Origin of the sequence: Planktotalea arctica, from assembly GCF_002105285.1 — a bacterium.
Lineage (GTDB): Bacteria > Pseudomonadota > Alphaproteobacteria > Rhodobacterales > Rhodobacteraceae > Planktotalea > Planktotalea arctica.
In genome coordinates, this window is sequence record NZ_MUHR01000004.1 from 35,607 (window position 1) to 61,226 (window position 25,620).

At 55.9% G+C, this 25,620-nt stretch carries 24 protein-coding genes, 4 pseudogenes and 1 other annotated feature; of the genes and pseudogenes, 15 read left to right on the top strand and 13 right to left on the bottom strand.

Features of this window, described 5'->3' with window-relative positions; genetic code table 11:
• Window positions 1-20: 20 nt before the first annotated feature.
• The 7 genes from B9P63_RS04400 to B9P63_RS04430 are packed head-to-tail and all read left to right on the top strand — an operon-like array spanning window position 21 to window position 6,384.
• A complete protein-coding gene (locus B9P63_RS04400; protein WP_085307357.1) occupies window positions 21-890 on the top strand; it encodes a PhnD/SsuA/transferrin family substrate-binding protein in 870 nt (289 codons plus the stop codon).
• Window positions 850-1,701, top strand: coding sequence for a phosphonate ABC transporter ATP-binding protein (locus tag B9P63_RS04405; protein ID WP_085307358.1), 852 nt, complete (start codon window positions 850-852; stop codon window positions 1,699-1,701). Before B9P63_RS04400 ends, B9P63_RS04405 begins: the two co-directional genes overlap by 41 nt.
• Window positions 1,694-2,527 (top strand): phosphonate ABC transporter, permease protein PhnE, encoded by an 834-nt coding sequence (phnE, locus tag B9P63_RS04410; protein WP_085307359.1) that lies wholly within the window; start codon window positions 1,694-1,696, stop codon window positions 2,525-2,527. Before B9P63_RS04405 ends, phnE begins: the two co-directional genes overlap by 8 nt.
• Complete coding sequence (locus B9P63_RS04415; RefSeq protein ID WP_085307360.1) at window positions 2,524-3,168, top strand: class I SAM-dependent methyltransferase; 645 nt, start codon at window positions 2,524-2,526, stop codon at window positions 3,166-3,168. Before phnE ends, B9P63_RS04415 begins: the two co-directional genes overlap by 4 nt.
• Complete coding sequence (locus B9P63_RS04420) at window positions 3,169-4,374, top strand: alpha-D-ribose 1-methylphosphonate 5-triphosphate diphosphatase (RefSeq protein ID WP_085307361.1); 1,206 nt, start codon at window positions 3,169-3,171, stop codon at window positions 4,372-4,374.
• Window positions 4,344-5,609 carry an MFS transporter gene (locus B9P63_RS04425; RefSeq protein ID WP_176219100.1) on the top strand — a complete coding sequence of 422 codons (1,266 nt, stop codon included), beginning with the start codon at window positions 4,344-4,346 and terminating at the stop codon, window positions 5,607-5,609. Before B9P63_RS04420 ends, B9P63_RS04425 begins: the two co-directional genes overlap by 31 nt.
• Window positions 5,569-6,384, top strand: coding sequence for a sugar phosphate isomerase/epimerase family protein (locus B9P63_RS04430; RefSeq protein WP_085307363.1), 816 nt, complete (start codon window positions 5,569-5,571; stop codon window positions 6,382-6,384). The genes B9P63_RS04425 and B9P63_RS04430 overlap by 41 nt, the downstream gene beginning before the upstream one ends.
• A 93-nt stretch (window positions 6,385-6,477) precedes the next feature.
• Here B9P63_RS04430 and B9P63_RS04435 read toward each other — a convergent pair whose 3' ends face one another.
• Window positions 6,478-6,684 carry a hypothetical protein gene (locus B9P63_RS04435; protein WP_139816201.1) on the bottom strand — a complete coding sequence of 69 codons (207 nt, stop codon included), beginning with the start codon at window positions 6,682-6,684 and terminating at the stop codon, window positions 6,478-6,480.
• A gap of 643 nt (window positions 6,685-7,327) precedes the next feature.
• Here B9P63_RS04435 and B9P63_RS19390 point away from each other — a divergent pair.
• Window positions 7,328-8,322: pseudogene (locus B9P63_RS19390) on the top strand (IS3 family transposase); the annotation flags it as partial.
• Window positions 7,609-7,725 (top strand) — a sequence feature (AL1L pseudoknot). It overlaps the preceding pseudogene by 117 nt.
• Here B9P63_RS19390 and B9P63_RS04450 read toward each other — a convergent pair.
• Window positions 8,300-9,705 (bottom strand): annotated as a pseudogene (locus B9P63_RS04450) (IS30 family transposase). The pseudogenes B9P63_RS19390 and B9P63_RS04450 overlap by 23 nt on opposite strands.
• A 43-nt stretch (window positions 9,706-9,748) precedes the next feature.
• Between B9P63_RS04450 and B9P63_RS04455 the strand changes: the two are divergent.
• The 3 genes and pseudogenes from B9P63_RS04455 to B9P63_RS04470 all read left to right on the top strand — a co-directional run.
• Window positions 9,749-10,051 (top strand): annotated as a pseudogene (locus tag B9P63_RS04455) (integrase core domain-containing protein); the annotation flags it as partial.
• A gap of 305 nt (window positions 10,052-10,356) precedes the next feature.
• Window positions 10,357-10,638, top strand: a complete 282-nt coding sequence (locus B9P63_RS04465) for a hypothetical protein (RefSeq protein WP_085307367.1) — start codon at window positions 10,357-10,359, stop codon at window positions 10,636-10,638.
• Between the two features lie 256 nt (window positions 10,639-10,894).
• Window positions 10,895-11,668 (top strand): SDR family NAD(P)-dependent oxidoreductase, encoded by a 774-nt coding sequence (locus B9P63_RS04470; RefSeq protein ID WP_085307368.1) that lies wholly within the window; start codon window positions 10,895-10,897, stop codon window positions 11,666-11,668.
• A gap of 102 nt (window positions 11,669-11,770) precedes the next feature.
• On the opposite strand, the gene B9P63_RS04475 is transcribed toward B9P63_RS04470, so the two are convergent.
• The gene (locus B9P63_RS04475) at window positions 11,771-13,021 is read right to left on the bottom strand and encodes a urate hydroxylase PuuD (protein ID WP_085307369.1); all 1,251 of its coding nucleotides are present in this window, start codon (window positions 13,019-13,021) and stop codon (window positions 11,771-11,773) included.
• A 96-nt stretch (window positions 13,022-13,117) separates the two neighbouring features.
• Here B9P63_RS04475 and B9P63_RS04480 point away from each other — a divergent pair, with 96 nt between their 5' ends.
• Complete coding sequence (locus tag B9P63_RS04480; RefSeq protein ID WP_085307370.1) at window positions 13,118-14,023, top strand: LysR family transcriptional regulator; 906 nt, start codon at window positions 13,118-13,120, stop codon at window positions 14,021-14,023.
• A 649-nt stretch (window positions 14,024-14,672) separates the two neighbouring features.
• On the opposite strand, the pseudogene B9P63_RS04485 reads toward B9P63_RS04480, so the two are convergent.
• From B9P63_RS04485 to paaI, 4 genes and pseudogenes are all read right to left on the bottom strand, one after another.
• Window positions 14,673-15,929, bottom strand: a pseudogene (locus B9P63_RS04485) (IS256 family transposase).
• Window positions 15,930-16,010: 81 nt separating this feature from the next.
• Window positions 16,011-16,610 (bottom strand): TetR/AcrR family transcriptional regulator, encoded by a 600-nt coding sequence (locus B9P63_RS04490; protein ID WP_085307371.1) that lies wholly within the window; start codon window positions 16,608-16,610, stop codon window positions 16,011-16,013.
• Between the two features lie 3 nt (window positions 16,611-16,613).
• Window positions 16,614-17,918: a phenylacetate--CoA ligase PaaK gene (gene paaK / locus B9P63_RS04495; protein WP_085307372.1), complete on the bottom strand. Its 1,305-nt coding sequence runs from the start codon at window positions 17,916-17,918 to the stop codon at window positions 16,614-16,616.
• Between the two features lies 1 nt (window position 17,919).
• Window positions 17,920-18,351 (bottom strand): hydroxyphenylacetyl-CoA thioesterase PaaI, encoded by a 432-nt coding sequence (gene paaI, locus B9P63_RS04500; protein WP_085307413.1) that lies wholly within the window; start codon window positions 18,349-18,351, stop codon window positions 17,920-17,922.
• A gap of 93 nt (window positions 18,352-18,444) precedes the next feature.
• Here paaI and paaZ point away from each other — a divergent pair, with 93 nt between their 5' ends.
• Entirely contained in the window at window positions 18,445-20,463 is a 2,019-nt protein-coding gene (gene paaZ, locus B9P63_RS04505) for a phenylacetic acid degradation bifunctional protein PaaZ (protein WP_085307373.1), read from the top strand.
• 6 nt (window positions 20,464-20,469) lie between these two features.
• Here paaZ and B9P63_RS04510 read toward each other — a convergent pair whose 3' ends face one another.
• From B9P63_RS04510 to B9P63_RS04535, 6 genes are all read right to left on the bottom strand, one after another.
• On the bottom strand, window positions 20,470-21,063 hold the full coding sequence (locus B9P63_RS04510) for a 3'-5' exonuclease (protein ID WP_085307374.1): 594 nt from the start codon (window positions 21,061-21,063) through the stop codon (window positions 20,470-20,472).
• Window positions 21,060-21,701 (bottom strand): maleylacetoacetate isomerase, encoded by a 642-nt coding sequence (gene maiA / locus B9P63_RS04515; protein WP_085307375.1) that lies wholly within the window; start codon window positions 21,699-21,701, stop codon window positions 21,060-21,062. Before maiA ends, B9P63_RS04510 begins: the two co-directional genes overlap by 4 nt.
• On the bottom strand, window positions 21,698-21,886 hold the full coding sequence (locus B9P63_RS04520) for a DUF2783 domain-containing protein (RefSeq protein WP_085307376.1): 189 nt from the start codon (window positions 21,884-21,886) through the stop codon (window positions 21,698-21,700). Before B9P63_RS04520 ends, maiA begins: the two co-directional genes overlap by 4 nt.
• Window positions 21,887-21,888: 2 nt before the next feature.
• Window positions 21,889-23,520, bottom strand: coding sequence for an FAD-dependent oxidoreductase (locus tag B9P63_RS04525; RefSeq protein WP_085307377.1), 1,632 nt, complete (start codon window positions 23,518-23,520; stop codon window positions 21,889-21,891).
• A gap of 185 nt (window positions 23,521-23,705) precedes the next feature.
• Complete coding sequence (locus tag B9P63_RS04530) at window positions 23,706-24,047, bottom strand: RidA family protein (protein ID WP_217806495.1); 342 nt, start codon at window positions 24,045-24,047, stop codon at window positions 23,706-23,708.
• A gap of 9 nt (window positions 24,048-24,056) precedes the next feature.
• Window positions 24,057-24,755 carry a fumarylacetoacetate hydrolase family protein gene (locus B9P63_RS04535; RefSeq protein ID WP_085307379.1) on the bottom strand — a complete coding sequence of 233 codons (699 nt, stop codon included), beginning with the start codon at window positions 24,753-24,755 and terminating at the stop codon, window positions 24,057-24,059.
• 69 nt (window positions 24,756-24,824) lie between these two features.
• On the opposite strand from B9P63_RS04535, the gene B9P63_RS04540 reads away from it, so the two are divergent.
• Complete coding sequence (locus tag B9P63_RS04540; RefSeq protein WP_085307380.1) at window positions 24,825-25,295, top strand: MaoC family dehydratase; 471 nt, start codon at window positions 24,825-24,827, stop codon at window positions 25,293-25,295.
• A 123-nt stretch (window positions 25,296-25,418) separates the two neighbouring features.
• On the top strand, window positions 25,419-25,604 hold the full coding sequence (locus tag B9P63_RS19620) for a BrnT family toxin (protein WP_085307414.1): 186 nt from the start codon (window positions 25,419-25,421) through the stop codon (window positions 25,602-25,604).
• Window positions 25,605-25,620 lie beyond the last annotated feature (16 nt).

The window sequence follows — 25,620 nt, forward strand, 5'->3', positions numbered from 1 at the left end:
GAATAAACCTGGAGGGTGCTATGAAACTGAAATCTCTTTTGCTGGGTGTAAGCCTTGCCACTGTGTCTGCCTTTGCAGCGACAGCAGAAACCTGGAAACTTGCCGTCACAGATGTTGAAGGCATGGAACGCCTGCAACTGGAATGGGGCCCGTTTAAGGAGGCGCTTGAAGTGGCCACCGGCGACACATTCGAATTCTATGCAGTAAACTCGCGCACGGCTGCAGCCGAGGCGCTGCGCGGTGAGACCGTGGATTTCGTAGTCTCTGGACCTGCAGAATATGTGGTTATCAACAAGCTGACCAATGCCACGCCGCTGATCGGCCTCGGTCGCCCTGATTATCACTGTGCCATTATCGTGCGCGCTGACAGCGGCATCAACGTGCCTGCTGATCTGATCGGCAAGTCGGTCGCCTTTGGCGATATCGGTTCGACCTCAAACATGCTTTGCCCCATGCAGGTACTCGCTGATCACGGCGTCGATCCGGTGAATGACATTGAAAAAACCCACACCTCACGCAACATCGCCTTTGAGGCGTTGAACAACGGCGATATTGACGCGCTTGGCATGAATGCAGGCACTTTCATCGGCGTCCGCAATGGCCAAACGGAGCTGCCTTACGGTTTTTACAAGATGATTGCGCGCTCGGGCGACCTGCCCAATGACATGATCATGGTGGGTGCACATGTGCCAACCGAGGCTGCCGAAGCAGTGCGCGACGCGGTCCTTGGGAACAAGGCGCAGGTCATCGCAGGCATCACGGCTCACGAAGAAAACGACAAGTATGTCGGCATGGACCTCGTTGCGATTGAAGACAGCGCGTATGACTACGTCCGTTCGATGTACACGAATGCGGGATACCCTCAGTTCGACAATTTCATCGGTGACTGATCTTTTGCTGAGAAGTCCGGCGGCACCGGATGTGCTGACTGAACAAACCGGGGCGGCCTTCGCTCCGGTTTGTTCAGTTGAAATTGAAGCCCGCGCCCTTTCCAAAACCTTTGGGGCAACGCCGATCTTTTCCGACGTGAGTTTCCGCCTCGCCCGCGGAGAGGCGACAGCACTTGTTGGTGCCAACGGCACTGGGAAATCGACCCTGCTGCGCTGCCTGATGGGGTTGATCCCAACCTCAGGTGGCACTGTGCATTTGCTGGGACAGCAGACAGATAAAGCAACCGGGCGCCAGATGCGCAACATTCGCGCGCAGGTCGGTCTGGTCTCTCAGAAGCACAACCTGGTGCCCCGACTGACTGTGCTTTCAAATGTCTTGCACGGTCTTCTAGGCAAGCATCCCGGCATACGCCATTGGAGCCATTCGCTGGCCCCCCAATTCTCTCGGGAAACTGCCATGCAGGCTTTGGAACGCGTTGGCCTTGCTGATTTCGCGCACCGGCGCGCGGATCGGCTATCGGGCGGGCAATCGCAACGCGTGGCCATTGCCCGCGCCATCGTCGGCGCGCCCAAGGTTCTCTTTGCGGATGAGCCTTGCGCGTCACTTGATCCAAGTGCAGGCGAAGACGTGATGGAGCTGTTCTTCCAACTCGTCCGCGACGAGAATGTGACGGTCGTCTTTACCTCGCACAACATTGAACATGCATTGAAATACGGCGACCGCTTGCTTGGCCTTGCGCAGGGGCGCATTCAACTTGATGCGACAGCAGCCTCGCTGAGTTCCGCCGATCTGAGAGGTCTTTATGACTGATACTGCGTCTCCCAGGAATGAACGGGCCCGATTTGAGCTGGCGCGGTTTGAGCGGCCCTCTGCCATCAGTTTTTTGGGCTATGCGCTTGGACTTGTCATCATCTTCTGGTGCCTTGCCGGTGCCGGCTTCTCGCTTGAAAAAGTAGCCAGCTCCCCACCCCGCTTTGCCGATTTCGCCGCGCGGGCCTTCCCGCCGAACCTTGACCCACAAGTGCTCACGCGGCTGGGCTGGAAGATGGTCGAAACCCTACAAATCGCGGTTGCCGGTGCTGTTATCGGGGTAATCCTATCCGTTCCTGTCGCACTCTTGGCAGCAAAGGGGCTGATCGCCGGCCCATTGGTGAACCAAATTGTACGCACCGGGCTGAGTTTCATCCGTGCAGTCCCCGACATTGCCTGGGCACTGGTTTTCGTTGTGGCCGTGGGCCTTGGCCCCTTTGCAGGCATGCTGGCAATCGTGATCGACACAATCGGCTTTTGCGGTCGCTTTTTCGCCGACGACATGGAAGCAACCGACAAAGGCCCCGCGGAAAGCCTAACAGCCACTGGTGCGCGGAAACTCGATGTTGTGGCCTGTGCCACGATCCCCGGCAGCCTGCCTGCTTTCATTTCCACCTCTCTCTTTGCCTTGGAGAAAGCCGTCCGGTCGTCGACTATCCTTGGCCTTGTCGGTGCGGGTGGGATCGGGATCGAGCTTAAAGTTGGCTTTGACCTTTTCGATTACCCCACAGCGATGACCGTGATCTTGATGATCGCAGTTGTTGTGATCGGGATCGAGCTCGTCAGCGGCTGGGCCCGCACCAAAATTATCGGAGAACAACGGTGAAATCGGATACAGCAGACCAGCATTGGAATGACCAATGGAAATCCATCGAAGAAGATAGCAAGTGGCTGACGCCCGAGAAGGACGTGCAAGAATGGGCGGCTGGTCTGGCACAAGGCGCACGCATTCTTGATCTGGGGGCGGGCGTGGGGCGTCACGCGCTTTGGCTGACAGCCCAGGGCTTTGACGTGATCGCTTTGGATGCCGCGCCCCGCGGGTTGGCAGAGATTGAAAGGGCCGGTGGCGTAGAAACAGTTCTGGCCCGCATGGATACGCTGCCGTTCAAGGATCACGCCTTTGACCACGTGCTCAGCTGGAACGTGATCTACCATGGCGATGAAGACATCCTGCTGCGCACCATTGCCGAAATTCGTCGCGTACTAAAGCCCGGCGGCAGCTATATGGGCACCATGCTGTCCAAACGCCGCCTGTCGCATGAGCAGGCGAAATACACAGGTCGTGAAATCAGCCGCAACGCATGGGTTTTTGATGCGCTCGGTACGGACAAAATGCACCCGCACTACTTTTGCGCGGCGGCCGATCTGTTGGCCCTGTTTTCAGGTTTTGAATGCCTGAAGCTTGAGGACCGTGAACACGAAAAGCCGGGGACTTTCCACTGGCATCTTACAATGGAACGACTTTGAATGATTACCTTTGAAGGCGCACAAGTCTACCTGCCCGGCGAGATCACTGAGACGACTGTTGCCATTAGCAATGGCAAGATCGTCGAATTAGGTGGCCGCGCGCAAGGCGAGGTGATCGACGCACGTGGATTGATATTGGCCCCTGCCCTGATCGACGTACATGGCGATGCGTTCGAACGCCAGCTGATGCCCCGTCCAGGGGTTTTCTTCCCAACCGAAACGGCGCTCATCGACACTGACCGTCAACTTGCAACCAACGGGATAGCCACCGCTTATCACGCCATCACGCTGGGATGGGAGCCGGGGTTGCGCGATGTGGCACGCGGCCGCGAACTCATGCAAGCCATGCGCGATCTGGCCGCGCGGCTGACCGTGGAAAACCGCGTGCAGCTTCGGTGGGAAACCTTCGCGTTCGAGGCTTTGGACGTTATCGAATGGGCGCTTGCCGGGCCGCTATTGCCTTCTGTGGCATTCAACGACCACACGTCCATGACCATGAGGGCCTATGACGTCCCAATTCAGGACCGCGCTTTTGAGCTGTCCCCGGATTTTTCAATCGCCTCTTTAGACGACGCGCGCATGAAAAAGCGCACCGCTTCCAAAGCCCATCGCGCAGGGCTGAGTGAGGAAGACTATATCGCGCTCCTGGGCCGCGTCTGGGATCGGCGCAGCGAGGTGCCGGACGCAATCGCATCGGTTGCACAGATGGCCCGAACAGCGGGAGCGCCCATGCTAAGCCACGATGATACACGGGCGGAAACCCGCGCCTATTTCCGCGAGCTTGGCGCAGGAGTGGCGGAATTTCCGATGGTGATTGAGGCAGCAGAAGCGGCCCGCAAAGGTGGTGATCTGATCATCTTTGGCGCGCCGAATGCCGCCCGTGGAGGGAGCCATATAGGCTCGCTTGGTGCGGGTGACATGGTGGAGGCCGGTCTGTGCGATGCGCTCGCTTCGGATTATTTCTACCCCGCCATGCTGACCGCAATTGCCAAGCTTGACGCAGAGCGCCGCGCGGATCGGCTTGCGCTTTGGTCGCTCGTTTCATCTGGCCCCGCGCGGGCGATGGGTTTGCCCGACCGGGGCGACATCACTGTTGGCAAGCGCGCGGACCTTGTTCTGGTGGATTGGCCCGACGGCTCTGTCCCGGCCATTCAGGGAACATGGGTTGCGGGCCGTTGCGCCTATCGCGGTATACCGGCTGGATGAACCTGCCAAGACTGAACCGCGATTATATTCCTGCCATTGGACTCGGCGTAACCCAGATCATGGGCTACGGGACGTTGATGTACGCCTATGCGGTGCTCTTACCAGAAATGGCCAATGATCTTGGACTGACTCTGTCAGAGGTATTCGGCATTCTGTCGCTGGGCCTTTTCTTTGGCGGCCTGGTCTCACCCATTGCCGGAAAACTGGTGGACCACTGTGGCGGTCGCTGGGTGATGACACTGGGGTCAATCGTAGCCAGCCTTGCGCTGATAGCGATGAGCCAAATTGAAGGGCGGATCGGGTTGTTTGTGCTGATCCTGGTGGCCGAAGGCGCTGGCATGTTCGTGCTGTATAATGTGGCTTTTGCCAGTGTGGCGCGACTGGATCTAGGCGTTCTGCCGCAACGCTCGATTTCTGTCATCACGCTGTTTGGCGGGGTCGCCTCGACTATTTTCTGGCCGCTGACTCTCGCGCTGTTTAACCGGTACGGCTGGGAAACAACATGGGTGATCCTCGGCTTCAGTGCCTTGGTGATCTGCACACCGATCCACTTCTTTGTCTTGCGCGGACCTGAACGTGAAGCCGATGCACCCAAACCTGACAATGCGCCGGACTGGCCCGAACTGACCGGGCATCTGCGCAAGCAGGCAATGCTGTGGATGGTCGTTTCTTTCATTTTTTCAGGCTACCTGATGGGCGCTGTTATGACACTTTGGGTGACCAATGTTCAGGACTTGGGCCACACGGCGGCCATGGCAGCCTTCGCCGGCGCAGTGATCGGGCCGTTTAAGACCGTGGGCCGGTTTTTTGAGATGGTGGTGAGTCGCAGCATGTACCCGTTATTGACCTATGCGCTTAGCCTTGGCCTGATGTTTTCTGGCTTTGTCGTCCTGTTGATCTTCGGGTTTACGTTAACTGGACTTCTGCTTGCGGCCGCACTTTACGGAATGGGCGACGGGATCAAAACCATCGCGCGCGGTACCCTGCCTTTGGCGCTATTCGGTGCCAAAGGTTACGGCGCACGACTGGGGTGGATCTCCTTCGTGCAAATGGGGATCAACTCCTCTGCCCCTTTTGTTTTTGCATGGACCACGCAAACCTACGGCGGCTGGTGGTCTTTTGCTGTCATGGCCATGTGTCTTTGCTGTGCCATCGCTACCTATATGTTTATTCCCGACCCAAGGACCCACAGACATGACCCCGCTCAAAATAGGCGCCTGCCTGAAAACATCTGAGATTGCAGACCACCGCGATTGGCTGTTTGATGCCGCCCGCGATATCGAACTACAGGATTTCATGTCCCATGTCGCGCTAACCACCGGATTCGACGATCGCATTGCCGCCGCCAAGACGGCGCTTGATGGGCATACTGGACGCCTTGGCATTCATGGGCCCTTTGAAGGTCTGGATATCGACAAAAAAGACCCGGAACTGCGCCCGATCATTACTGCGCGGTTCCTCAAAGCTCTCGAGGCCGCGGATCGGATCGGCGCGCGCCAGATGGTCCTGCATTCCCCTTACACGGCTTGGTATCAGAACAACTTCTTCAGCTTTCCGGGCTACGCCGAAAGCAAGATTGGCCGCATCCATCAAATTCTAGACCCTGTCGTGCGCGCAGCCGAAGACATGGGCATCACTCTTGTGATCGAAAACATTCAGGACGTTCGCCCAGAAACACGTCGCGCGATGGTGGATAGCTTTGGCTCACAAGCAATCGCACTTTCCATCGACACCGGGCACGCTCAGTTAGCCCGTCGCATGTCTGGCGCCCCGCCCGTTGCCGACTTTATCACTGATGCCGGTGCGCAGCTTGCCCATATCCACCTGCAAGATGTCGATGGACATGCCGACCGCCACAGGGCCCCGGGGGAAGGGGAAATCGAATGGACAGCTGTCTTCCGTGCCTTGGCTGCTTGCAAAAGCGACCGGCACCTCGTCCTGGAACAGTGTGATAAGGTTGACATGCCAAACGTATTTCGCGCGCTGAGTGATCTTGGTGTGGTGATTTGAGAACGTCCATTCCGCAAACAAGTCGATTGAGTTCACGAAGATGCGCAATAGTGCTGGATCACGTTCTTAATTGACCAATCCAGCTGTACTGCGTCAGCGCGACATGCGGCCCTGCCGATCAATGCCAGCGATCCAGCTCATAATTTTTTCTTCTGAGGCACCAATAAAAACAGAATTCTTGTTCGGATCAAAGATATGTTTCCGAGGATCAAAAACGCTCGGCCCGCGCGCCAAATTTTCCTTGACCCAAACAGCTGCAACATTTTGTTTTTCATCGAGTTCGGCAATGTAATCTGTCATAGGCCCCTCAGCCATGTTTCGTAACACTCATGTGACGGTATTTTGGTGTTTTCGATTCGGCAAGCTTTGTAGCTGAGTACCAAACAGGTCATTCTGAACATTGAGCTCTGTTTGAGCCAAAATATAACGTTTGGCTGAAAACCCGCTTTGGCAGAAGTGCCGGTAAATGATAACTAATTGATCAGGCTTTGCTGCATGACCATTTCGTGTTGTGCATAAATGCTCGGTAGTCTGCGTCAGCGCGTATTTTCGGGTTCGGCAAGGCTCACAAGAGTTAAAAGCCCTCCTTCGATCTGTTCCCAGTTGCGAGTAGCTGCGGCTACTTCATAAGCATGCCTTGTCCTTTGTTCGCAAGAAAGACCATCCATCCAAGTTCATGTTCCGGGAAAAGCGGTTTGGCGTTGACTACAATCTGTTCAAGACAATGTTAGAGAGATTGATTGTCGACCCTCTGATTGCACCGACCCCTAAGCTCAGTACCGATGCTTATGGCAATATCACATGAGCGCACTTATGCGATTTTTGGCATCGAATGGGCGCGTGCCGTTCCCATTGGAGGCGCTTCAAAAATCGCGCCAAACGTATCGCTCTGAACCGCCCCCTGTTTGCCAGATGCTCCAACTCATGAGTAGGATGGAGCATGATGAACAAGACAACAAACAAGTATACGCCAAAAGTCCGCGAACGTGCGGTACGGATGGTTTTAAATGGCGAAGGGCAGCATGAGAGCCGTTGGGCGGCGATCGTGTCGATTTCTGCGAAGATCGGCTGTGCGCCGCAAACACTGAACGAATGGGGCAATAAGGTCGAGGTTTATACCGGCCAGCGTGGCGGCATCACAACCGAGATGGCGCAGAAAATGAAGGCGTTGGAACGTGAGAACCGCGAGCTGAAGCAAGCCAACGAGATCCTTCGCAAGGCTTCCGCGTATTTTGCACAGGCGGAGCTCGACCGCCCGTTCAAGAAATGATCCAGTTCATCGAAGATCACCACGATGATCATGGGGCCGAGCCGATTTGCAGGGCTCTGCCGATTGCCCCAGCCACCTTCTATGACAACATGGCCAAGCGGGCCGATCCGTCCCACCTGTCGGACCGTGCTAAGCGCGATGCTGAACTCAAGCCCGAGATCGAACGGGTCTTTGAGCAAAATCTTAAAGTCTACGGCGTGCGGAAGGTCTGGCATCAGATGCACAGGGAAAGCTTTGATATTGCGCGCTGTACAGTCGCACGTCTGATGAAAGACATTGGTATTGAAGGCGTCATTCGGGGTAAAAAGCCAAGAACGACGATCCCTGACAAAGCGTTACCTTGTCCGTTGGACAGGGTGAACCGCCAGTTCCACGCACCTGCGCCAAACGTCCTATGGGTCAGTGACTTCACCTATGTCGCCACCGCTGCCCGGCAGGCGATGCTTGCATAGCTGAGAGGGGGGCAAGGTTTTGTCTATGTGGCCTTCGTCATAGATGTTTTTGCGCAGCGCATCGTTGGCTGGCGCGCAAGCCGCACAACCAATGCAGGCTTTGTTCTCGACGCATTGGAATAGACCATTCATCAACGCAGGCCAGCACAAGATCAACTGGTGCATCACTCAGATCGCGGATCGCAAGGCGGATTCAATCGGTCGTCGCAACGGTTGGTTTATATCTCATGCTAGGGTTTCGTCCAATGCTTCAGCCGGTGTTTTCCATCCGAGAGTTTTGCGGGGTCGGCTGTTCAGGGTATGTGCCACTGCGTCCAGTTCATTTCGACTGTGCTTGCTGAGGTCTGTGCCTTTAGGGAAGTATTGCCGCAGAAGGCCGTTTGTATTTTCATTGCTCCCGCGTTGCCACGGGCTTTGAGGGTCGCAGAAATAGATATCGATCCCTGCCTGAGACTTGAGCTTTTCGTGTTGCGCCATTTCGGCGCCCTGATCCCAGGTCAGCGATTTGCGCATGTGTTCTGGCAGGTCTTGAATGGATCTTGCAATTGCGTCCCGAACCGCTTCGGCACCATGTCCAGCCAGAGCAGGACCGTTTTTCTGGCGCGGACCATCACCGTGACCTGGCTTTGGTGGCAAGTGCAACAGAAGGGTGAAACGGGTTTTACGTTCGACAAGCGTGCCGATGGCTGAGCTTTTCAGACCAAGAATTAAGTCACCCTCCCAGTGGCCCGGCACAGCCCGATCCGCGACTTCGGCCGGACGTTCACTGATCATGATTTCATCTGGTACGAAGTTTCTTCCTTTACCTTTTCGTCGCGCACGAGGAACACGCAAGGCGCGGCCAGAGCGCAAGCAGGCAACTAATTCGCGCCGTAGCGCACCACGACCCTGAATGAACAAAGACTGATAGATGGTTTCAGGGCTGATGCGCATTAAAGGGTCATCCAGAAAATCCAATGGTAGCCGTCGGGCAATCTGTTCAGGGCTCCACGCCAGAGCCCACTTACGGTGCTGACGACGGACCGAACGTCGCTTTGTCCAGCGCACATTGGGACCAGCAATCACTGTCCCATCGGGGCTCAAGATCTGTCCTGAAAGCCGGTCTTCGACATACTGGCGTAACGCCAGGTTTTTGGCCAGCTTTGCTATTCTAGGGCGCTTCGCAGCTCGATTGGCGTGCCATTGTGCCGTCGTCGCGCGATACTCAAAACCACCACTACGTGTTGCAGAATTGCGACGCAACTCCCTTGATATGGTCGACGCAGCCCGTCCAATTTTGCGAGCGATGACACAAACACCGAAGCCCTGAGCCCGATATAAAGCAATCTCTTCACGCTCATTGAAAGATAAATACCGCCCAGATAGCCGCCCTGAAGATGTTGAGTACTGAGATGGTGGCATGCCTCCGGCCTCCCTAAACCAACGACCGCCAACAGGAGCGGACGCGCCAACCTGAACCGCAGCATCTTCGCTGGAAAGCCCCTTCCTGATCAGTGTCCAGAACGTGACATGCTGTTCTCGGTGCGTCGCTTTCGGCCTTCCAGGCGAACTCAGTTTTAATCGTGTGCTTTGATCAGAGGCACGTTTGTGTGTCGTCATAACAGTCTCCATTTTAGAACCGTTGCGACGACCGATTGAATCCGCCCAATACTTGTCGATCAAATACACCGAACGACTGGCAGAGGCGAAGATTGCACCGTCAGTCGGCAGCGTTGGGGATTCCTATGACAATGCTTTGGCCGAAACAATCAACGGTCTCTTCAAAGCTGAAGTCATTCACCGGCGTGGCCCCTGGCGCAGCTTTGAAGCTGTCGAATAAGCCACGCTTGAATGGGTCGACTGGTTCAACAATCGCCGCCTGCTGGAGCATATAGGGAATATACCGCCAGCTGAAGCAGAGGTAAACTTCCATGCAGCTCTGGAAAGATCAGACATGGCCGCGTAACTAAGACAAATCAGTCTCCGGTAAAACCGGGGCGGTTCAGTTGGCACTTCGCCGCGCTTTCCTGCACTGTCTTGTCAACACGCAGCGCCTCAGGCGCCACGGTAGCCTTAAACTTGTCTGAAAAATTCCGCCACTTTGTCATTCTCGTATCCATTCAATCGTGTTGGGTACACCGTAGCGCGCTGTCCAATTTTACCGGACCACTTCAGTTTTTCCAAAACAGCGCACAATCGGGTCAATGTTGCGAAAGACTTACCGCCTGATTACGCGTAGGGGTAAGCGGTGCTCACACTAAGGAAGACCCAATGTCAGACGATCAAGAAAACGCCGACAAAACCCACTATATTTGCCAGACCTACATCGAAACCAAGCCGACAAAAGGTCGCCCAGCCGGTTTGAAAATCGACAAGCAATTTCAATACACCACTGAAGCCGAGGCCAGCAATCGTGCAGAGCGGGAAAGCCTACTAGAGAGCTGCGCAGGTGCCGATGCCTATATGATAGTCGAAGACGCTGGTTCCGGCGAGGTCAGCGCGCCAACATTTCTCGCGCGCTTCGGAAACGTACCTGAATCCGACGATTTCTAAACAAAGCCGATGACCCGCACCAAAGAAAAAAGCGTCTGAACACAGCGCGCCAGACCCAAACTTTGTTTTGTGCCGTCATTGGCACCAGTCTGCGTGGCACAATTTCATATCCCGATACGACAGGGGCGCTTACGTTTCGTGATTACAATGCGCCTGACTTCAAGCTGCCGCAAAACACCTTGCTCATCAGTTGTCTTCTGAGCAAAACTGCACGGAAATTCAAAGCAGATCAACGGTATTTGGGGAGAGACAGAAAATGAACCTTAACGATTGGGCCGGACAAACCGCCATCGTCACAGGCGGTGCATCAGGACTTGGTGCAGCAACCGCCAGCGCGCTTTCGCATGCTGGCCTCAAAGTTGCGCTCTTTGATCTGAACGAAGAAAAGGGCGACGCCCATGCCAGCGCTTTGGGCGGTATCTTTTGCAAAGTCGATGTCTCCGACCCCGCGAGCGTCAAGGCAGGCATGGACAAGGTGCTTGCAGAGCTCGGCGCAGCGCGCGTCATGGTCAATTGTGCGGGCATCGGTCTAGCGGGCAAGACCGTCAGTCGCGGCGAAGCGCACGATTTCGAGATGTTCGACAAGACTATTCGCATCAACCTTATCGGCTCGTTCAACTGCGCCTCGCAAGCCGCTGCTCATATGCTCGCTCTCGACCCCATGCAGTCAGACGGCGCGCGCGGCGTCATCGTTAACACAGCTTCCGTTGCCGCCTTTGACGGGCAAATCGGCCAAATCGCCTATGCCGCCTCCAAGGGCGGCATCGTTGGGATGACCTTGCCCATGGCACGCGATCTAGCGGACAAGGGTGTTCGTGTCTGCTCTATTGCGCCAGGTCTTTTCCTCACGCCCCTGCTGGAGAGCCTGCCAGAGGACGTTCAACAGTCCCTCGGCGCACAAGTTCCCTTCCCCTCCCGCCTTGGTCATCCAGCTGAATTTGGCAAATTGGTCTGCCACATCATCGACAACCCCATGCTCAACGGGGAGGTCATCCGCCTTGACGGAGCAATCCGCATGGCACCGCGATAGCACGTGACAAAGTAGGCTCTCTTGATGCAGAGGTTACGCTCGGTTTGTCAAACCGTAACGTCTTTGCGATCTACTCGCCCGTTCGCACCGCTCAACCAAACCTTAGCCCTCAACCGCTGCCACCTTCCCAGCGCCGCGGAACCAGCGCACGATTTTAGCGCGGTCTTCGTCGGGTAACTCTGTGATGTTGGCCGGCGGCATCGCGTGGCTAACGCCGGCTTGCAGATAAATCTCGCGCGCAGAGCGCACGATGTCGTAGCGCGTCTCAAGGAAAACGCCCTTAGGTGCCCAGCGGATGCCGTCCCAGCTTGGCTCGCGGGCGTGGCACATGGAGCAGCGGCCGAGAACGATGTTCTCGACCTCCTCGTATCCCGCCGAAGCTACCATCATTTCCTGATGATTTGAGAGCGGCTGCGCGTCAGCAACATCATAGTCCGCGCCCCACGTATTTGCGGTAGACAGCCATGCGATGATGATCATCAGGATAACCGTCACAGCCCAGGTCCAGCTAGGCCCCTTACCCGTGGAATGCAGCGTATTGAAGTAATGACGGATCGTGACGCCCGTCAGGAAGATCAACGATGCGATGATCCAAGAGTACTCAGTCCCGAACGCCAAAGGATAGTGGTTGGACAACATCAGGAAAATCACAGGCAGCGTCAGGTAGTTGTTATGCGTGCTGCGCAATTTGGCGATCTTGCCGTATTTCGCATCAGGCGTGCGCCCTGCTTTAAGGTCGGCCACGACGATACGCTGGTTCGGCATTATGATGAAAAACACATTCGCCGTCATGATCGTCGCGGTGAAGGCACCAAGGTGCAGCAAGGCTGCACGACCTGTGAAAATCTCGTTATAACCCCACGCCATGACCACAAGGATCACAAAAAGCAGAACCATCAGCAGTGTCGGCGTTTCACCTAGCTTGGATTTGCACATGAAGTCATAGGCGATCCAACCGATCGTCAGCGAGCCTGCGGAAATCACGATCGCCATGAACACCGAAAGATCGGCCTTGGCCGGATCAATCAGGAACAACTCGGCCCCCGCCCAATAAACGATCATCAGCAAGGCCGCGCCAGAAACCCATGTGATATAGCTTTGCCATTTGTGCCAGATCAGATGTTCGGGCATGTTTTCGGGCGCCACTAGATATTTCTGGATGTGATAGAATCCGCCGCCGTGCACTTGCCATTCCTCACCGCTCGCGCCTGCGGGCATATTCGGGGCTTTCTTCAGACCAAGGTCCAAAGCGATAAAGAAGAAGGACGCGCCGATCCACGCCATAGCGGTGATGACATGCAGCCAACGCACCACGAACGCGAGCCAGTCCCAAATGATTGCCAGATCGTACATTGATGATTTCTCCCTCTGTTAAGGCACAGACTATCCACTGGATTATTTTTCCGCTATAATTGGCATTATACAAAGAGTGTCAAAAAATTCCGCATAATGTCATATTTTGATAACATCCGAACCTTCGTGCGCATCTATGAGTTGGGCTCTATGTCCGCCGCTGCGCGCGATCAACGCATTTCGCCTGCAGTCACCTCTGCGCGTATCTCACAACTTGAGGGGCATTTGGGTGTGCGCCTGTTCCAACGAACTACGCGTAGCCTGACCCCGACCGAACAGGGACGCATCTTTTATGTGGGCGCATGTTCGGTTCTAGAGGCGGTCGAGGCCGCTGAAGCGGGCGTGGGCGATGCCACTGAAAACCCGCGCGGCACGCTGCATATCGCGGCCCCCCTCGGCGTGGGGCGCCGCCTGATTGCGCCCCATGTGCCAGAGTTCGCCGCGGAATATCCGCTAGTGGATGTGCGTCTGCGCATGACAGATCGCAAGATCGACCTGACCGCCGAAGGGCTCGACATCGCGTTCTTCCTTGGTCGCCCCGAGGATTCAAACATGCGCATCCGCAAGATCGCCGGTTGCGAACGCATGTTGTGCGCAAGCCCGTCTTATGTGGCCGAGCATGGCCATCCCAAAAGCGGCGCAGACATTGATCGCGGCAAGCACAATTGCCTAAATTTGCGCTTCCCCGGCGCGACTGAATTCCAGTGGGAGTTGTCCACCGTAGACGGCCCACGCAAGTTCGACGTGCAAGGCCGGTTCGAGTGTGACGACAGCGATGTGTTGACCGATTGGGCGCTGCAAGGCGCCGGCATCGCGCTGCGTCCCGTGTTCGAGATCGCCCATCATCTAAAGTCAGGCGCTTTACTTGCCGTTGCCGAAGAAACACCGCCGCTACCTGTGCAAATGGCCTGCCTCTATACACACCGCCGCCACCAAGACCCCAAAGCACGTTTGTTCATGGAGTTCATGATCGAGCGGATGGAGGGGGCTGTTCGGGGGTGATGTTAGTAAAGATGAGCCAACTCTTGTTACCACCCTAAAGAGAAACTAAGCCTAAAAATCAATTAAAAGGTGTTGTGCGGGGAAAAGTTGAAGATTGTCGCATTTCCCTACGAAAAATGTTCACTGTAAACCGTTTTCAAAAAGTCCCATGGTGGTTGGGCAATATCGCAGATGTGGCTTGGGTTAAAATCAATCAAATCGCCCTTAGACAGATCTAAATCTGTCGGCTTTCCCTGGGTCGTTATCTAGTATGCCACGGTAACGATCACCTAGGACAGAAATCACAATCACCCACATTCTATCAATGCCACGATCTATGACAGTCCCGCTTTCACGCGTTTCAATATCAAACAAGATTCTCGCAGCCTCGCCTCTTAGCGAATTACGGCGGCCCGCCTATGACAGAATTTTGAATGTATCGGGGCTTGTTTGGAGGCGTTGGACAGCGGAAACAAGCACCCACCCGTCTTCTTCTAATGTCGTAACCATAGTATATTTCCTAGACCTTCGTGCGAGAGACTAGCCACTTGAAAACCTAAGTCAAAACCCAAAATCTGATAGGGCCTGATACGTTACCAAAGCCAGTTAAAAACCTAGGCTCACAAAAAATTCTGACAGAGTTATGCCCAAAAGTTGGTGATGGTTGCCATCAGGCGGCGTTTTGAAGTTGCTTGATCCCGTCCTTGAACTCAACCCCTTGAATGACTTCGGGCAGTCGGTTTGTGCCGCTGAGCTTTCGCCATTTCTTCTTGGCTGACATCATCAGCTTGAAGACCATGGCGAGGGCGGTTTTGCGGCTCAGGCAGCCCTTGGTTTTGCGTGTCCGATTGCGGACTGTGGCAAAGACATTTTCAATCGGGTTTGTCGTGCGGATGTGCTTCCAGTGTTCGGCTGGGAAGTCGTAGAACGTCGGCAGCACGTCGCGATCCTTGGTCAGCTTCTTGACCGCCCGCTCGTATTTGACGCCGTAGGTTTCAACGAACAGATCGAAGGCCGCATTGGCCTCCTTCTTCGTCTTGGCCATCCAGATATCTTGCAGCGCTGCCTTGGCCTTTTCATGCAGGGGCTTTGGCGTCGCGCCGGTGATGTTAGCCATCTTGTGGACCCAGAAGCGCTGTTCTTTCGTCGTTGGATACACGTCCCGCAGCGCGGTCCAAAAGCCCAGAGCACCGTCCCCACAGGCCAGATCAGGCGCAATCCTCAGCCCCCGTTTCTTCAGGCCACGAAGAAGATCCCGCCAGCTGTCTGCGTTCTCGCGGAACCCGTCCATGATACCAAGAACATCCTTGTCCCCGTATTAATCTGCACCGATAATGACCAACATACATTGACGATCATCGTCCAGACGCGGATTGAAGTAGACACCATCAGCCCAGATATAGACGTAGCCCTTTCCTGAGAGGTCACGCTTGCGCCACGCTTCGTACTCGTCCCACCAAGTCGACTTCAGCCGCGTAATCGTGGAAGAGGACAGTCCATCAGCATCTGGCCCCACAAGCGAAGCCAGTGCCTCGCTGAAGTCGCCCGTCGAGATGCCCTTCAGATACAACCAGGGCAGAAGCTCTTCGACGGATTTGGCCTTGCGCAGATAGGGCGGCACCAACGAAGAGCTGAACCGGACCTTCGAGCCATCCGCATTTGCCCCACGGTCCCGCACCCGAGGAACCTGAACCGCAACCTTGCCAATCCCGGTCAAAACTTCGCGCTCTGGCAGAAACCCGTGCCGTACCAGCCGCTGGCGACCTTCATCGTCCAGAAAATTGGCGTGCGACGCGATGAACTCGGAAACCTCCGCACGCACCGCCGTCGCCAGAAGCTCACGCGCACCCTGGCGCAGCACATCCGTCAGCGGATCAGGTGAAAAATCGCTTGGCCTCGCGAAGTCGATAACTGTATTCTCGGTCATGTGGCATATCCCTTTCTCAATGAGAATTGCGGCGCGTCAACAACGCCATGATATGCCGCCCATCCGGGCCGTCACCAACTTTCAGCTATAACTCTTCTGAGCTCCCAATACCAATCCGCTTACATGCGCAGCATAGCTTTCACGTGCTGCTCTATCCGCGCTACTGTTCCACATATAAAACCAATTTAGCATTCCAAACACCGACATCGTCGTTGCGGTCAAACGGGCTTTGTCGCTCACCAAATGCGCGGGGGCTGCACCTTGCAAGATTCCGCTGAGTTGCCGCACCATATCCCTCTGATAGCCTTTCAAGACCTGTTGCTCGGCAGCCGCCAAAACTCCGATCCCTTCCGTCTGGATTTGATGCTCTGCATCCATGCCATCATAGGCCAAAAGCACTTCGGTAACGAAGCTCAAAAGCTGACTGGACGGCTCCAAATCGACCAAATCAAGGCCAACCAAACGATCTCGCAGAGCACTCAGATAGCTGTCCAGAATATCAAATAGCAGCGCATCTTTACTGTCATAGTAGTGGTAAATATTCGCCTTCGACACACCGCACGCCACCGCCACTTGCGCCATGGACGCACGGGCAATGCCAACCTCAGCAAACACGCGCGCGGCTTCGCGCAGGATGTGCAGGCGCTTAGCGCCATGATCTTTCGCAATAGGGCGCGCCATGTGCTAACCCCGATTATCCACAACGCGCACGGCCTTGCCCTGCGAGCGCGCGACAGAGCCAGGATCGCCAACGACTACCTCGGTCGAGACCCCAACCATATCCTTGATCCGCTTTGTCAGCATCCGCGCCGCTGCATCCTTTGCCGCCTCGCCGGACGCATCCGGCGTCATTTCGACCATAACGCGCATCGCATCCATGCGACCGGATTTATACAGCTCGATCTGGAAATACGGGCCAAGGCCACCCGTCGCCATCACCTGTTCCTCGATTTGCGTCGGGAACACGTTCACGCCGCGCAAGATTATCATATCATCAGAGCGTCCTGTAATCTTGGCAATCCGCCGCATCGAACGTGCAGTGCCCGGCAAAAGCCGCGTCAGATCACGGGTGCGGTAACGGATGATCGGCATGCCTTCTTTTGTGAGCGTGGTAAAAACCAACTCGCCCTCTTCCCCATCATGCAGCACATCGCCCGTCACCGGATCAATGATCTCGGGGTAGAAATGATCCTCCCAAATGACAGGGCCGTCCTTTGTCTCAACACATTCGTTCGCAACCCCAGGCCCCATCACTTCGGACAGGCCGTAAATATCGACCGCATGCAAATCGAAAGCCTCTTCAATCTCTGTGCGCATGGCTTCGGTCCATGGCTCCGCGCCGAACACAGCCACTTCCAAAGAACTCTTGCGCGGGTCAAGGCCAGCTTTATGAAACGCCTCCAAAATGTTGAGCATATAGGAGGGCGTCACCATGATCCCGCGTGGCTTGAAATCATTGATCAGGCCAACCTGCTTGTCCGTTTGCCCCCCGCCCATAGGCACGACCGTGGCACCCAAACGCTCTATCCCGTAATGCGCACCAAGGCCACCCGTGAACAGACCATAACCATAAGCGTTATGGATCATATCGCCCTTGCGCAGCCCCGCCGCACGAAGGGATCGCGCGACCAGATCAGCCCAGTTAGAGATGTCATTGGCCGTATATCCCACCACCGTTGCCTTGCCCGTCGTGCCCGATGACGCATGGATACGAGCGATCTGGTCTTGCGGCACGGCGAACATGCCAAAGGGGTAATTGTCGCGCAGATCATCCTTTACAGTGAAAGGAAATTCCGCCAGATCGGCCAGCGATTGCATATTATCGGGATGCACCCCTGCCGCGTCAAACCGCGCGCGATACATCGGCACATTTTCATAGGCATGGCGCAGCGACCATTTCATCCGCTCCAATTGCAGCGCAGAAATTTGGTCGCGGCTGGCAATCTCGATCGGGTCCAGAATGGCGGGGTCCGGTTTCAAATGGCTCATCCTAAATATCCTCGTCAAATAGCTGGCCTTTTATCGCCCGCGACAACCCGCGCATCTCTGCGATCAGCGTGCCGTCTTGATTGGTGACCCGCACATCGTAAATTCCGCTACGCCCCGTCAGCGATACTTCGCGCGCATCGGCGTTCAGCACATCGCCTAGCTGACCGGGCGCGACGAAGGTAATCATGTTATTCTGCGCGACCGTGTTCTGGTTTCGCGAATTACACGCGAAGGCAAACGCGCTGTCCGCAAGCGCAAAAATCACCCCACCGTGGCACATTCCATGTCCGTTGCAATGATGCTCTTGCACGTGAAGCGTCATGCGCGCGCGCGCCTCGTTAACCTCGCCAAGCTGCATCCCGATCCAGGGCGACGCACGATCATTGGCCCACATGGCCTTGCCGGCTTTCTCAGCTCTGTCTTGCGGTGTCATCATCCCCTCCCAAGGCGCGTGTTTCGATATGTCTTGCATAACCCGTCCAAGCGGTCAATTAATAACGAAACCCGTCAACCAAGGATCGATGCCATGACCCTGCTTCAGATTAACTCCTTTGCCGCAGGTGCCTGGGTCACCCCCAATGCGGGTGCGCGCCCTATCGAAAATGCAGTGACAGGCGAGGTGATGGCAGAGGCCGGCAACGACAGTCTCGACGTCGCTGGTATGCTCTATCACGCGCGCAAAGTGGGCGGACCGAACCTACGCAAGCTGACGTTCCATGATCGTGCCCGCATGCTCAAGGCGCTCGCGGCGCATCTCGATAAATATAAACAAGCGCTTTATGATCTGTCTTTTGCCACAGGCGCAACGCAGGCCGATCACCTGATTGATATCGACGGCGGCATTGGCACGATGTTCGTTTTCGCCTCTAAGGGGCGCCGTGAAATGCCTGACGGGCATGTGTATATTGATGGCGAAGTCGAGCAGCTATCGCGAAATGGCACATTCCTTGGCCAGCACATTTGCACATCGATGCAAGGCGTTGCCGTTCACATCAACGCCTTCAATTTCCCGGTTTGGGGTATGCTGGAAAAACTGGCCCCCACCCTTTTGGCGGGGGTTCCTGCGATCGTGAAACCGGCGACAGCGACCTGCTATGTCACCGAGCTCGCCGTGCGTTTAATGCTTGATAGCGGCATCCTGCCGGAGGGTGCTTTGCAACTCGTGAGCGGTGGCATCGGTGACATGCTGGATCGGCTTACGCTGCAGGATATGGTCAGCTTTACAGGCTCTGCACAGACCGCTCTCAAGCTGCGTTCAAACCCACATATTCTAAAGAACTCCATCCGATTTGTAGCCGAGCAGGACAGTCTGAATGCCTCTATCCTTGGCCCTGATGCGGGGCCTGATACGCCCGAATTCGATCTCTTTATCAAAGAGGTCCAACGCGAAATGACGGCAAAAGCGGGCCAGAAATGCACCGCAATTCGCCGCATTCTTGCGCCCGAGAGCCATGTTGAAGCCGTGATAGATGCACTGTCCGACCGCCTGTCCAAAACGGTGATTGGAGATCCTTCCAACCCCAAAACACGCATGGGCGCGCTGGTCTCGGGCGCGCAAAAACGCGATGTTCTGGCGAAGGCAGCAATTATCGGGACAGAGGCAACACAGGTCTATGGCAACAATGACTTCCATGACCACAAGGGCGCGTTCCTTACTCCCATGGTCTTTCACTGCGAGAACCCCGATAGTGCCGAGCGCGTGCATGACACAGAAGCCTTCGGCCCTGTTTCCACCGTCATGGGCTACCGCGATCTAAGCCACGCCATAAGGTTAGTTAACAAGGGCCAAGGCTCGCTTGTCGCCTCCGTTATCACCCAGGATCCCGCCGTTGCGCGCGAAGTTGTGCTGGGCGCTGGCGCGTACCATGGTCGCCTCTATTTCAACAACCGCGATTCGATGAAGGAAAGCACCGGCCACGGTTCCCCTCTTCCCCATATGGTACATGGCGGCCCGGGGCGTGCTGGCGGCGGCGAGGAACTCGGCGGCGTGCGCGGCGTGATGCACTACATGCAAAGGACGGCGATCCAAGGCAGCCCCGACATTCTGACAGCGATTGGCGGCACTTGGGTCGATGGCGCGATCGAAAAGCCTGCCCCAGCCCATCCATTCACGCGCACCTTCCACGAAGTGCAGATTGGTGAAACCATCCACACCGATCCGCGTATCATCACACGCGACGACATCGAACATTTCGCCGATTTCACTGGAGATACCTTCTACGCGCATATGGACGAGGACGCCGCCATGCGGAACCCGTTTTTTCCGGGTCGCGTCGCCCATGGCTACCTACTGCTCAGCTTCGCAGCCGGCCTGTTCGTCGAGCCGAACGAGGGGCCGGTACTGGCCAACACCGGCCTTGATAGTTTGCGCTTCATGAAACCTGTGCAGGCAGGCGACACTATCAAAGTACGTCTGACGGTGAAAATGAAAACGCCGCGCAATGAAGAATATGGCGAGGTGCGCTGGCACGTCACACTCACCAATCAGGACGCTGAAAAAGTGGCGGAGTACGAGTTGCTCACAATGAACGCCTACATGCGCTGAACTGGCTTAGTTGAACTGAAACGTCAATTGCCGCTCTACTTTTAGATGCGGCAACGGCGCTCTCATACGTTCTTCCGCCAATAAAATGACTGTAGCGGAAGCACGCGCATCTTCGCCGGCGTCATGGTGATGAAACTCCAAACCCAGAACTTTTTTCAGATGAGCCAACCCGTGACCACCCGCTCCTTTGAACTCAGGCCACGCTTTACGCGCGACCTGCACACTGTTCGTCCAATGCGATGTCACCATGCTCATCTCATAGCGCGCGCAAGCCGCCTCGAATGCGCGTTCATCAAAGCGGCTGTGCCGCGCCAAATGGTTATCTTCCAACACCGCATAGAGCGCACCATAGGCATCCGCAAAATTTGGAGCTTGCGTGACCATATCTGAAGTGATGCCATGGATTTGCGTGTTGAACGGATCAAACGGCCCTTCGGGGTTCACCAGTGTCGAGAATGTCTGTAACTGGTTGCGCACATTTACAAAGCACAGACCAATTTGGCAAATACTTGCGTTTGATTTATTGGCCGTTTCGACATCAATCGCGATGAACCGAAACGGTCCATCGGGGATGGTTTGAAGATGTCGGAACCTATTCACGAGCTAGCGTCTGGCTGCGCTTCGGGCTTGGCGCGCTGAAAGGCGTCCAGCTTCATTGCCTCCGCTTCGATTTCGAGCAGTCTGGAAAATTCGCTCATATCGACACCCCAACGGTGCGCATTATAGAGCTGCGCAACGAGGCAAAGATCACACAAGAGCGGGGTGTCGCCAAAGCTGAACCTATGCGCTTCATATGGCAAAAGCCTTGTGTAGGCTCTGAAACCCTCGCACATCCAGTGCTGCATCCATGCCACGCCGTCCTCATCGCTGGCACCATGTTCACCTTTCAAACGCCCCACAATCTTGAGGTTGTTCACCGGATGAATATCAAGCGCAATCACATGTGCCGCCGCCAAAACCCGAGCGCGCATCAGCGGATCAGCAGGAAGCAGCGCAGGCTCTGGCGCGAGCGCATCGAGATAATCGAGGATCGCCATGGACTGCGTCAAAACGCTACCATCCTCCAACGCCAACGCAGGCACGCCTTGGCTCGGATTCAGCGCTGCAAATTCCGGTGCGTGCTGCGCCCCCGCAACCAAATCAACCGAGCGGGTTTCATACGCCAGCCCTTTCAGGTTCAGAGCGATGCGCACGCGGTAAGAGGTTGTCGAGCGCCAATAGGAATAAAGCACCATCATAGTTTGGCCGCCTCAAGCGCGCCGCGCAAAACATCGCTATCCCCGATATGATTGGCCAGAACAAGGATCAGCCGCGCATTCAGCGCATCGCTTTGCTCTTTACTCAGCCCCTCATGGGCGCCCAGCAGGTCCGCGTAAAAATCATCGGGCCTGTCGATATTCGGGGTCAAGTTCACGTCACTCATGGCTAGGCCTCCTGCCCGCTGGCGCGGCGCAGAGCAGCGCGCATCGATGCTTCACAAAAGTGTTCAAACCGCGCTGCGACGTGCTGGTCGGGGCGGATCAGATAGACGGCTGAATGCGCCTCTCCAAGGTAGCGGCCAGCTAGCTGGCCGCTGGGGTCATCGACGCTGGAAACAGAGACTACGCGTACGTTTAGACCCGATTGCTCGAACGCGCCCGGCGCTTCGGCATCTATCGCCAGGATCACAAAATCATCCCCCAATTCAGGCAACAGAAAGCCATCCGCCAAAGGCGCGTCAGGACAAGATGAACCAGGCCGCGTGCGCAAGGGGCCAGCGTTCAAACCATCGACGCTATTCAATGAAGAGCCATCGTATGTGCAAGGCACCGACAAGCGCCCCGAATTCACCAAGGGGCGCGCAAAGGCGTGTTTTTCGGACAGGTTCAAAACCGCATTACGAAAGATCTTGGAAATCTCCGACTTCGGCGTAATGAAATCAGTCGCGCGGGTCGAGTTAAGAATATTCTCGTCCGCCCCATGCCCACGCTCAAAATCATAACTGTCAAGCAAAGTCTCCGGCGCTTTGCTACTCAGAACCAGCCCCAGCTTCCACCCAAGATTATCCACATCCTGCATGCCCGAATTCGCGCCGCGCGCCCCAAAGGGCGAAACCTGATGCGCGCTATCGCCTGCGAACAAGGCGCGCCCCTCGCGGAAACGGTCCATGCGCTTGCATTGGAACGTGTAGATCGAGGACCAGACCATCTCGTATTCAATGTCAGGCCCCAGCATCGCATCCAGCCGCGCGCGGATGTTCTCCTCTTTCATTTCCTCTTTGCGATCCACGTCCCAGCCTATCTGGAAATCAATGCGCCACACATCGTCGGGCTGCTTGTGCAAAAGCGTCGAAGCCCCCGATTTGAACGGCGGCTCGAACCAGAACCAACGCTCCGTCGGGAAGCTAGCATCGCCCTTCATCTTGATGTCCGCAATCAGGAAACTGTCCTGGAACACGCGCCCTTCAAATTCCAGCCCCAGCATACCCCGCAGCGGCGAGTTCGCCCCATCCGCACCGATCAGCCAATCCGCTTCAATCGTATACGGCCCCTCTAGCGTCATCACATGGATCACCACGTGATCTTCTTTCATTTCGACGCTATCCACGCGATTTTTGCCGCGCAATTCAATCGGCGCACCCTTTGCTTGCAACTCGCGTACGCGATCGATCATGAACTGCTCAAAATAGGGCTGCTGCATGTTGATGAAGGCAGGGAACTTGTGGCCGTCCTCGGGAAGCAGATTGAACTCGAACACATTGCGATCCTCGTAGAACACTTTGCCCACGTTCCACACGACGCCCTTTTCCAGCATCGGACCTGCACAACCATAGCGATCCGCGATCTCCAAGGACCGCTTAGCAAAGCAAATCGCGCGGCTGCCCATGCCGACGCCCTCGTGATCATCGAGCACAATCGCGCGTATGCCCTGGCGCCCAAGATCAAGGGCTGTCGCAACACCGATTGGACCGCCTCCCATGATCACCACCGGATGCCGAACCGGCGTTTTCGCGTCTTGATCTGGTGAACGTTGATAAGGATACGCCTTGAAGGCCAGTTGATATCGATCGTCCAACATAAGGCAAATCTCCCTAGGAAAGGTGCGCAAGGATACAACAAAGATATATCGTTACGTTTGCAACCGTTGTGCGAGGCCTGCGCGCCAAAGTCAATATGGTCTCAAATGTAACCTTTCGGCCTGCCCGCGTAACGCAAAAGGCCCACCAGCGGCGGGCCTTCGTTCAGAAGCACAAACAATCACTTCTACTTCAACGCCGCAATTACGATCACTTCGACCTTGAATTCTGGCGTTGCCAGCTTCGCTTCACCCGTCGCGCGCGCAGGAGTATGGCCCTCGGGCACCCACGCGTCCCAGGCCGCATTCATTTCGGCAAAATCTGCCATGTCCGCCAGCCAGATCGTCGTTTGCAGCAAATGCTCGCGGCTCGAACCGACCTCCTCCAAAAGCGCATCAACCTTGGCAAGGCAACCGTTCATCTGGACCTCCACGTTCTCGCCTTCGCTCACCTGCCCCGCAAGATACGCCACACCGCCATGGATCACCGCTTGGCTCATGCGCACGTTTGTATGCAATCTAGTAATCATCATCTTCTCCTATTCAGCATCCATTAAAGTTAATTCAATCGGTGCAAGCCCCTCGATGCCACCGCGCAGCACATCACCCGCGACCACCGGACCAACGCCCGCTGGCGTGCCTGTCATGATTACATCGCCCGCGCCAAGGTGGTAGTATTTCGACAGATCCGCGATCATCGCAGGCACCGAATGGATCAACTCCGCAAGGCTGGCATCCTGTCGCGTCTTGCCGTTGACCTCCAAGTGAATACGCTGCTCTTTCGCCGCCCCGAAATCAGCCGCCTTGCGCGCTTGTGCAAAGACCGCCGACGCCTCGAAATCCTTGGCCATGTCCCACGGACGCCGCTCCGCCTTGGAGTCGTTTTGCAAATCACGCCGCGTCATATCCAGCGCGCAGCAATAGCCATAAACTGCATCCAGCGCTTCCGCCTCAGACACCCGAAACGCAGGCGTGCCAATCAAAACCGCCAGTTCCATCTCGTGATGGTAGTTCTGCGTGCCCGGCGGATAGGGAATCACCGCGCCGCTGGAAACCGCATGCGCGGGGGACTTGGTAAAGTAGAACGGCGCCTCGTAATCCGGCACATTGCCCATTTCAGCCGCATGCGCCGCATAGTTGCGCCCGACGCAAAAGATGCGGTGAACGGGAAATTCCGCGCTTTCGCCCTCAACCGCGATTGTGTGCACAGATGGGGCGGAGAAGAGTAAATCGCTCATGAAAATCTCCTTTGGTGCAGATGGCCCTGTGCGCTTGAACGTGTCAAGCAGATCGCTAGGCTACGCGCCATGAGCACCTTGATAGAGACTTGCAAAAACTTGGCCGCGCACATCGGCGCGCCCCTGCCCCCTTCGCGCTGGATCACCATGACCCAAGCGCGCATCGACGCCTTCGCCGATGTCACCGAGGACCACCAGTTCATCCACCTCGACCCCGCGCGCGCCGCCGCTGAAACCCCCTTTGGCGGCACGATCGCGCATGGCTACCTCACGCTCTCCATGGCCAGTGCGTTTGCCTATGAGGTGATGCACCCGATTGAGGGGCAAAGCGCGTCGATCAACTACGGGTTCGACAAGGTCCGCTTCCTTGCCCCCGTGCGCGCAGGCACCCGGATCAGAGGCCAGTTCGTTTTGAAAAGCGCCATGCCAAAGGGCGAGACTGCGATCCTGCAAATGCACGCCTTGAGCATCGAGATCGAGGGATCTACAACCCCTGCCCTCGTCGCGGACTGGCTCACTTTGCACCAGTTGGAGAAGTAAGCGCGTTAACCATATGTTGATTAAAAATGTGTATGTAAAGCGCCAAAGCACGAATGGGATGATGCGAAGTATTTGCGAAACCTCAGTCATCATCGCGTCGATCTCGCGCTGATTTAAGGTTCTATTTGGACAACAGCCTTAACACGCGAAGATAATCGCGTCGAATATGGCGAGAGGCGTTTTATCTCCATAGGCCTCATCGGAGATCGCCATTTCGTTGCGGTTTGGACCCGAAGGGACGACGCTTTAAGGCTTATAAGTTTGCAAAAAGCAAACAAGCGAGAGGTTAATATCCATGACAGAGGTTAAATCCTATATCGACGAA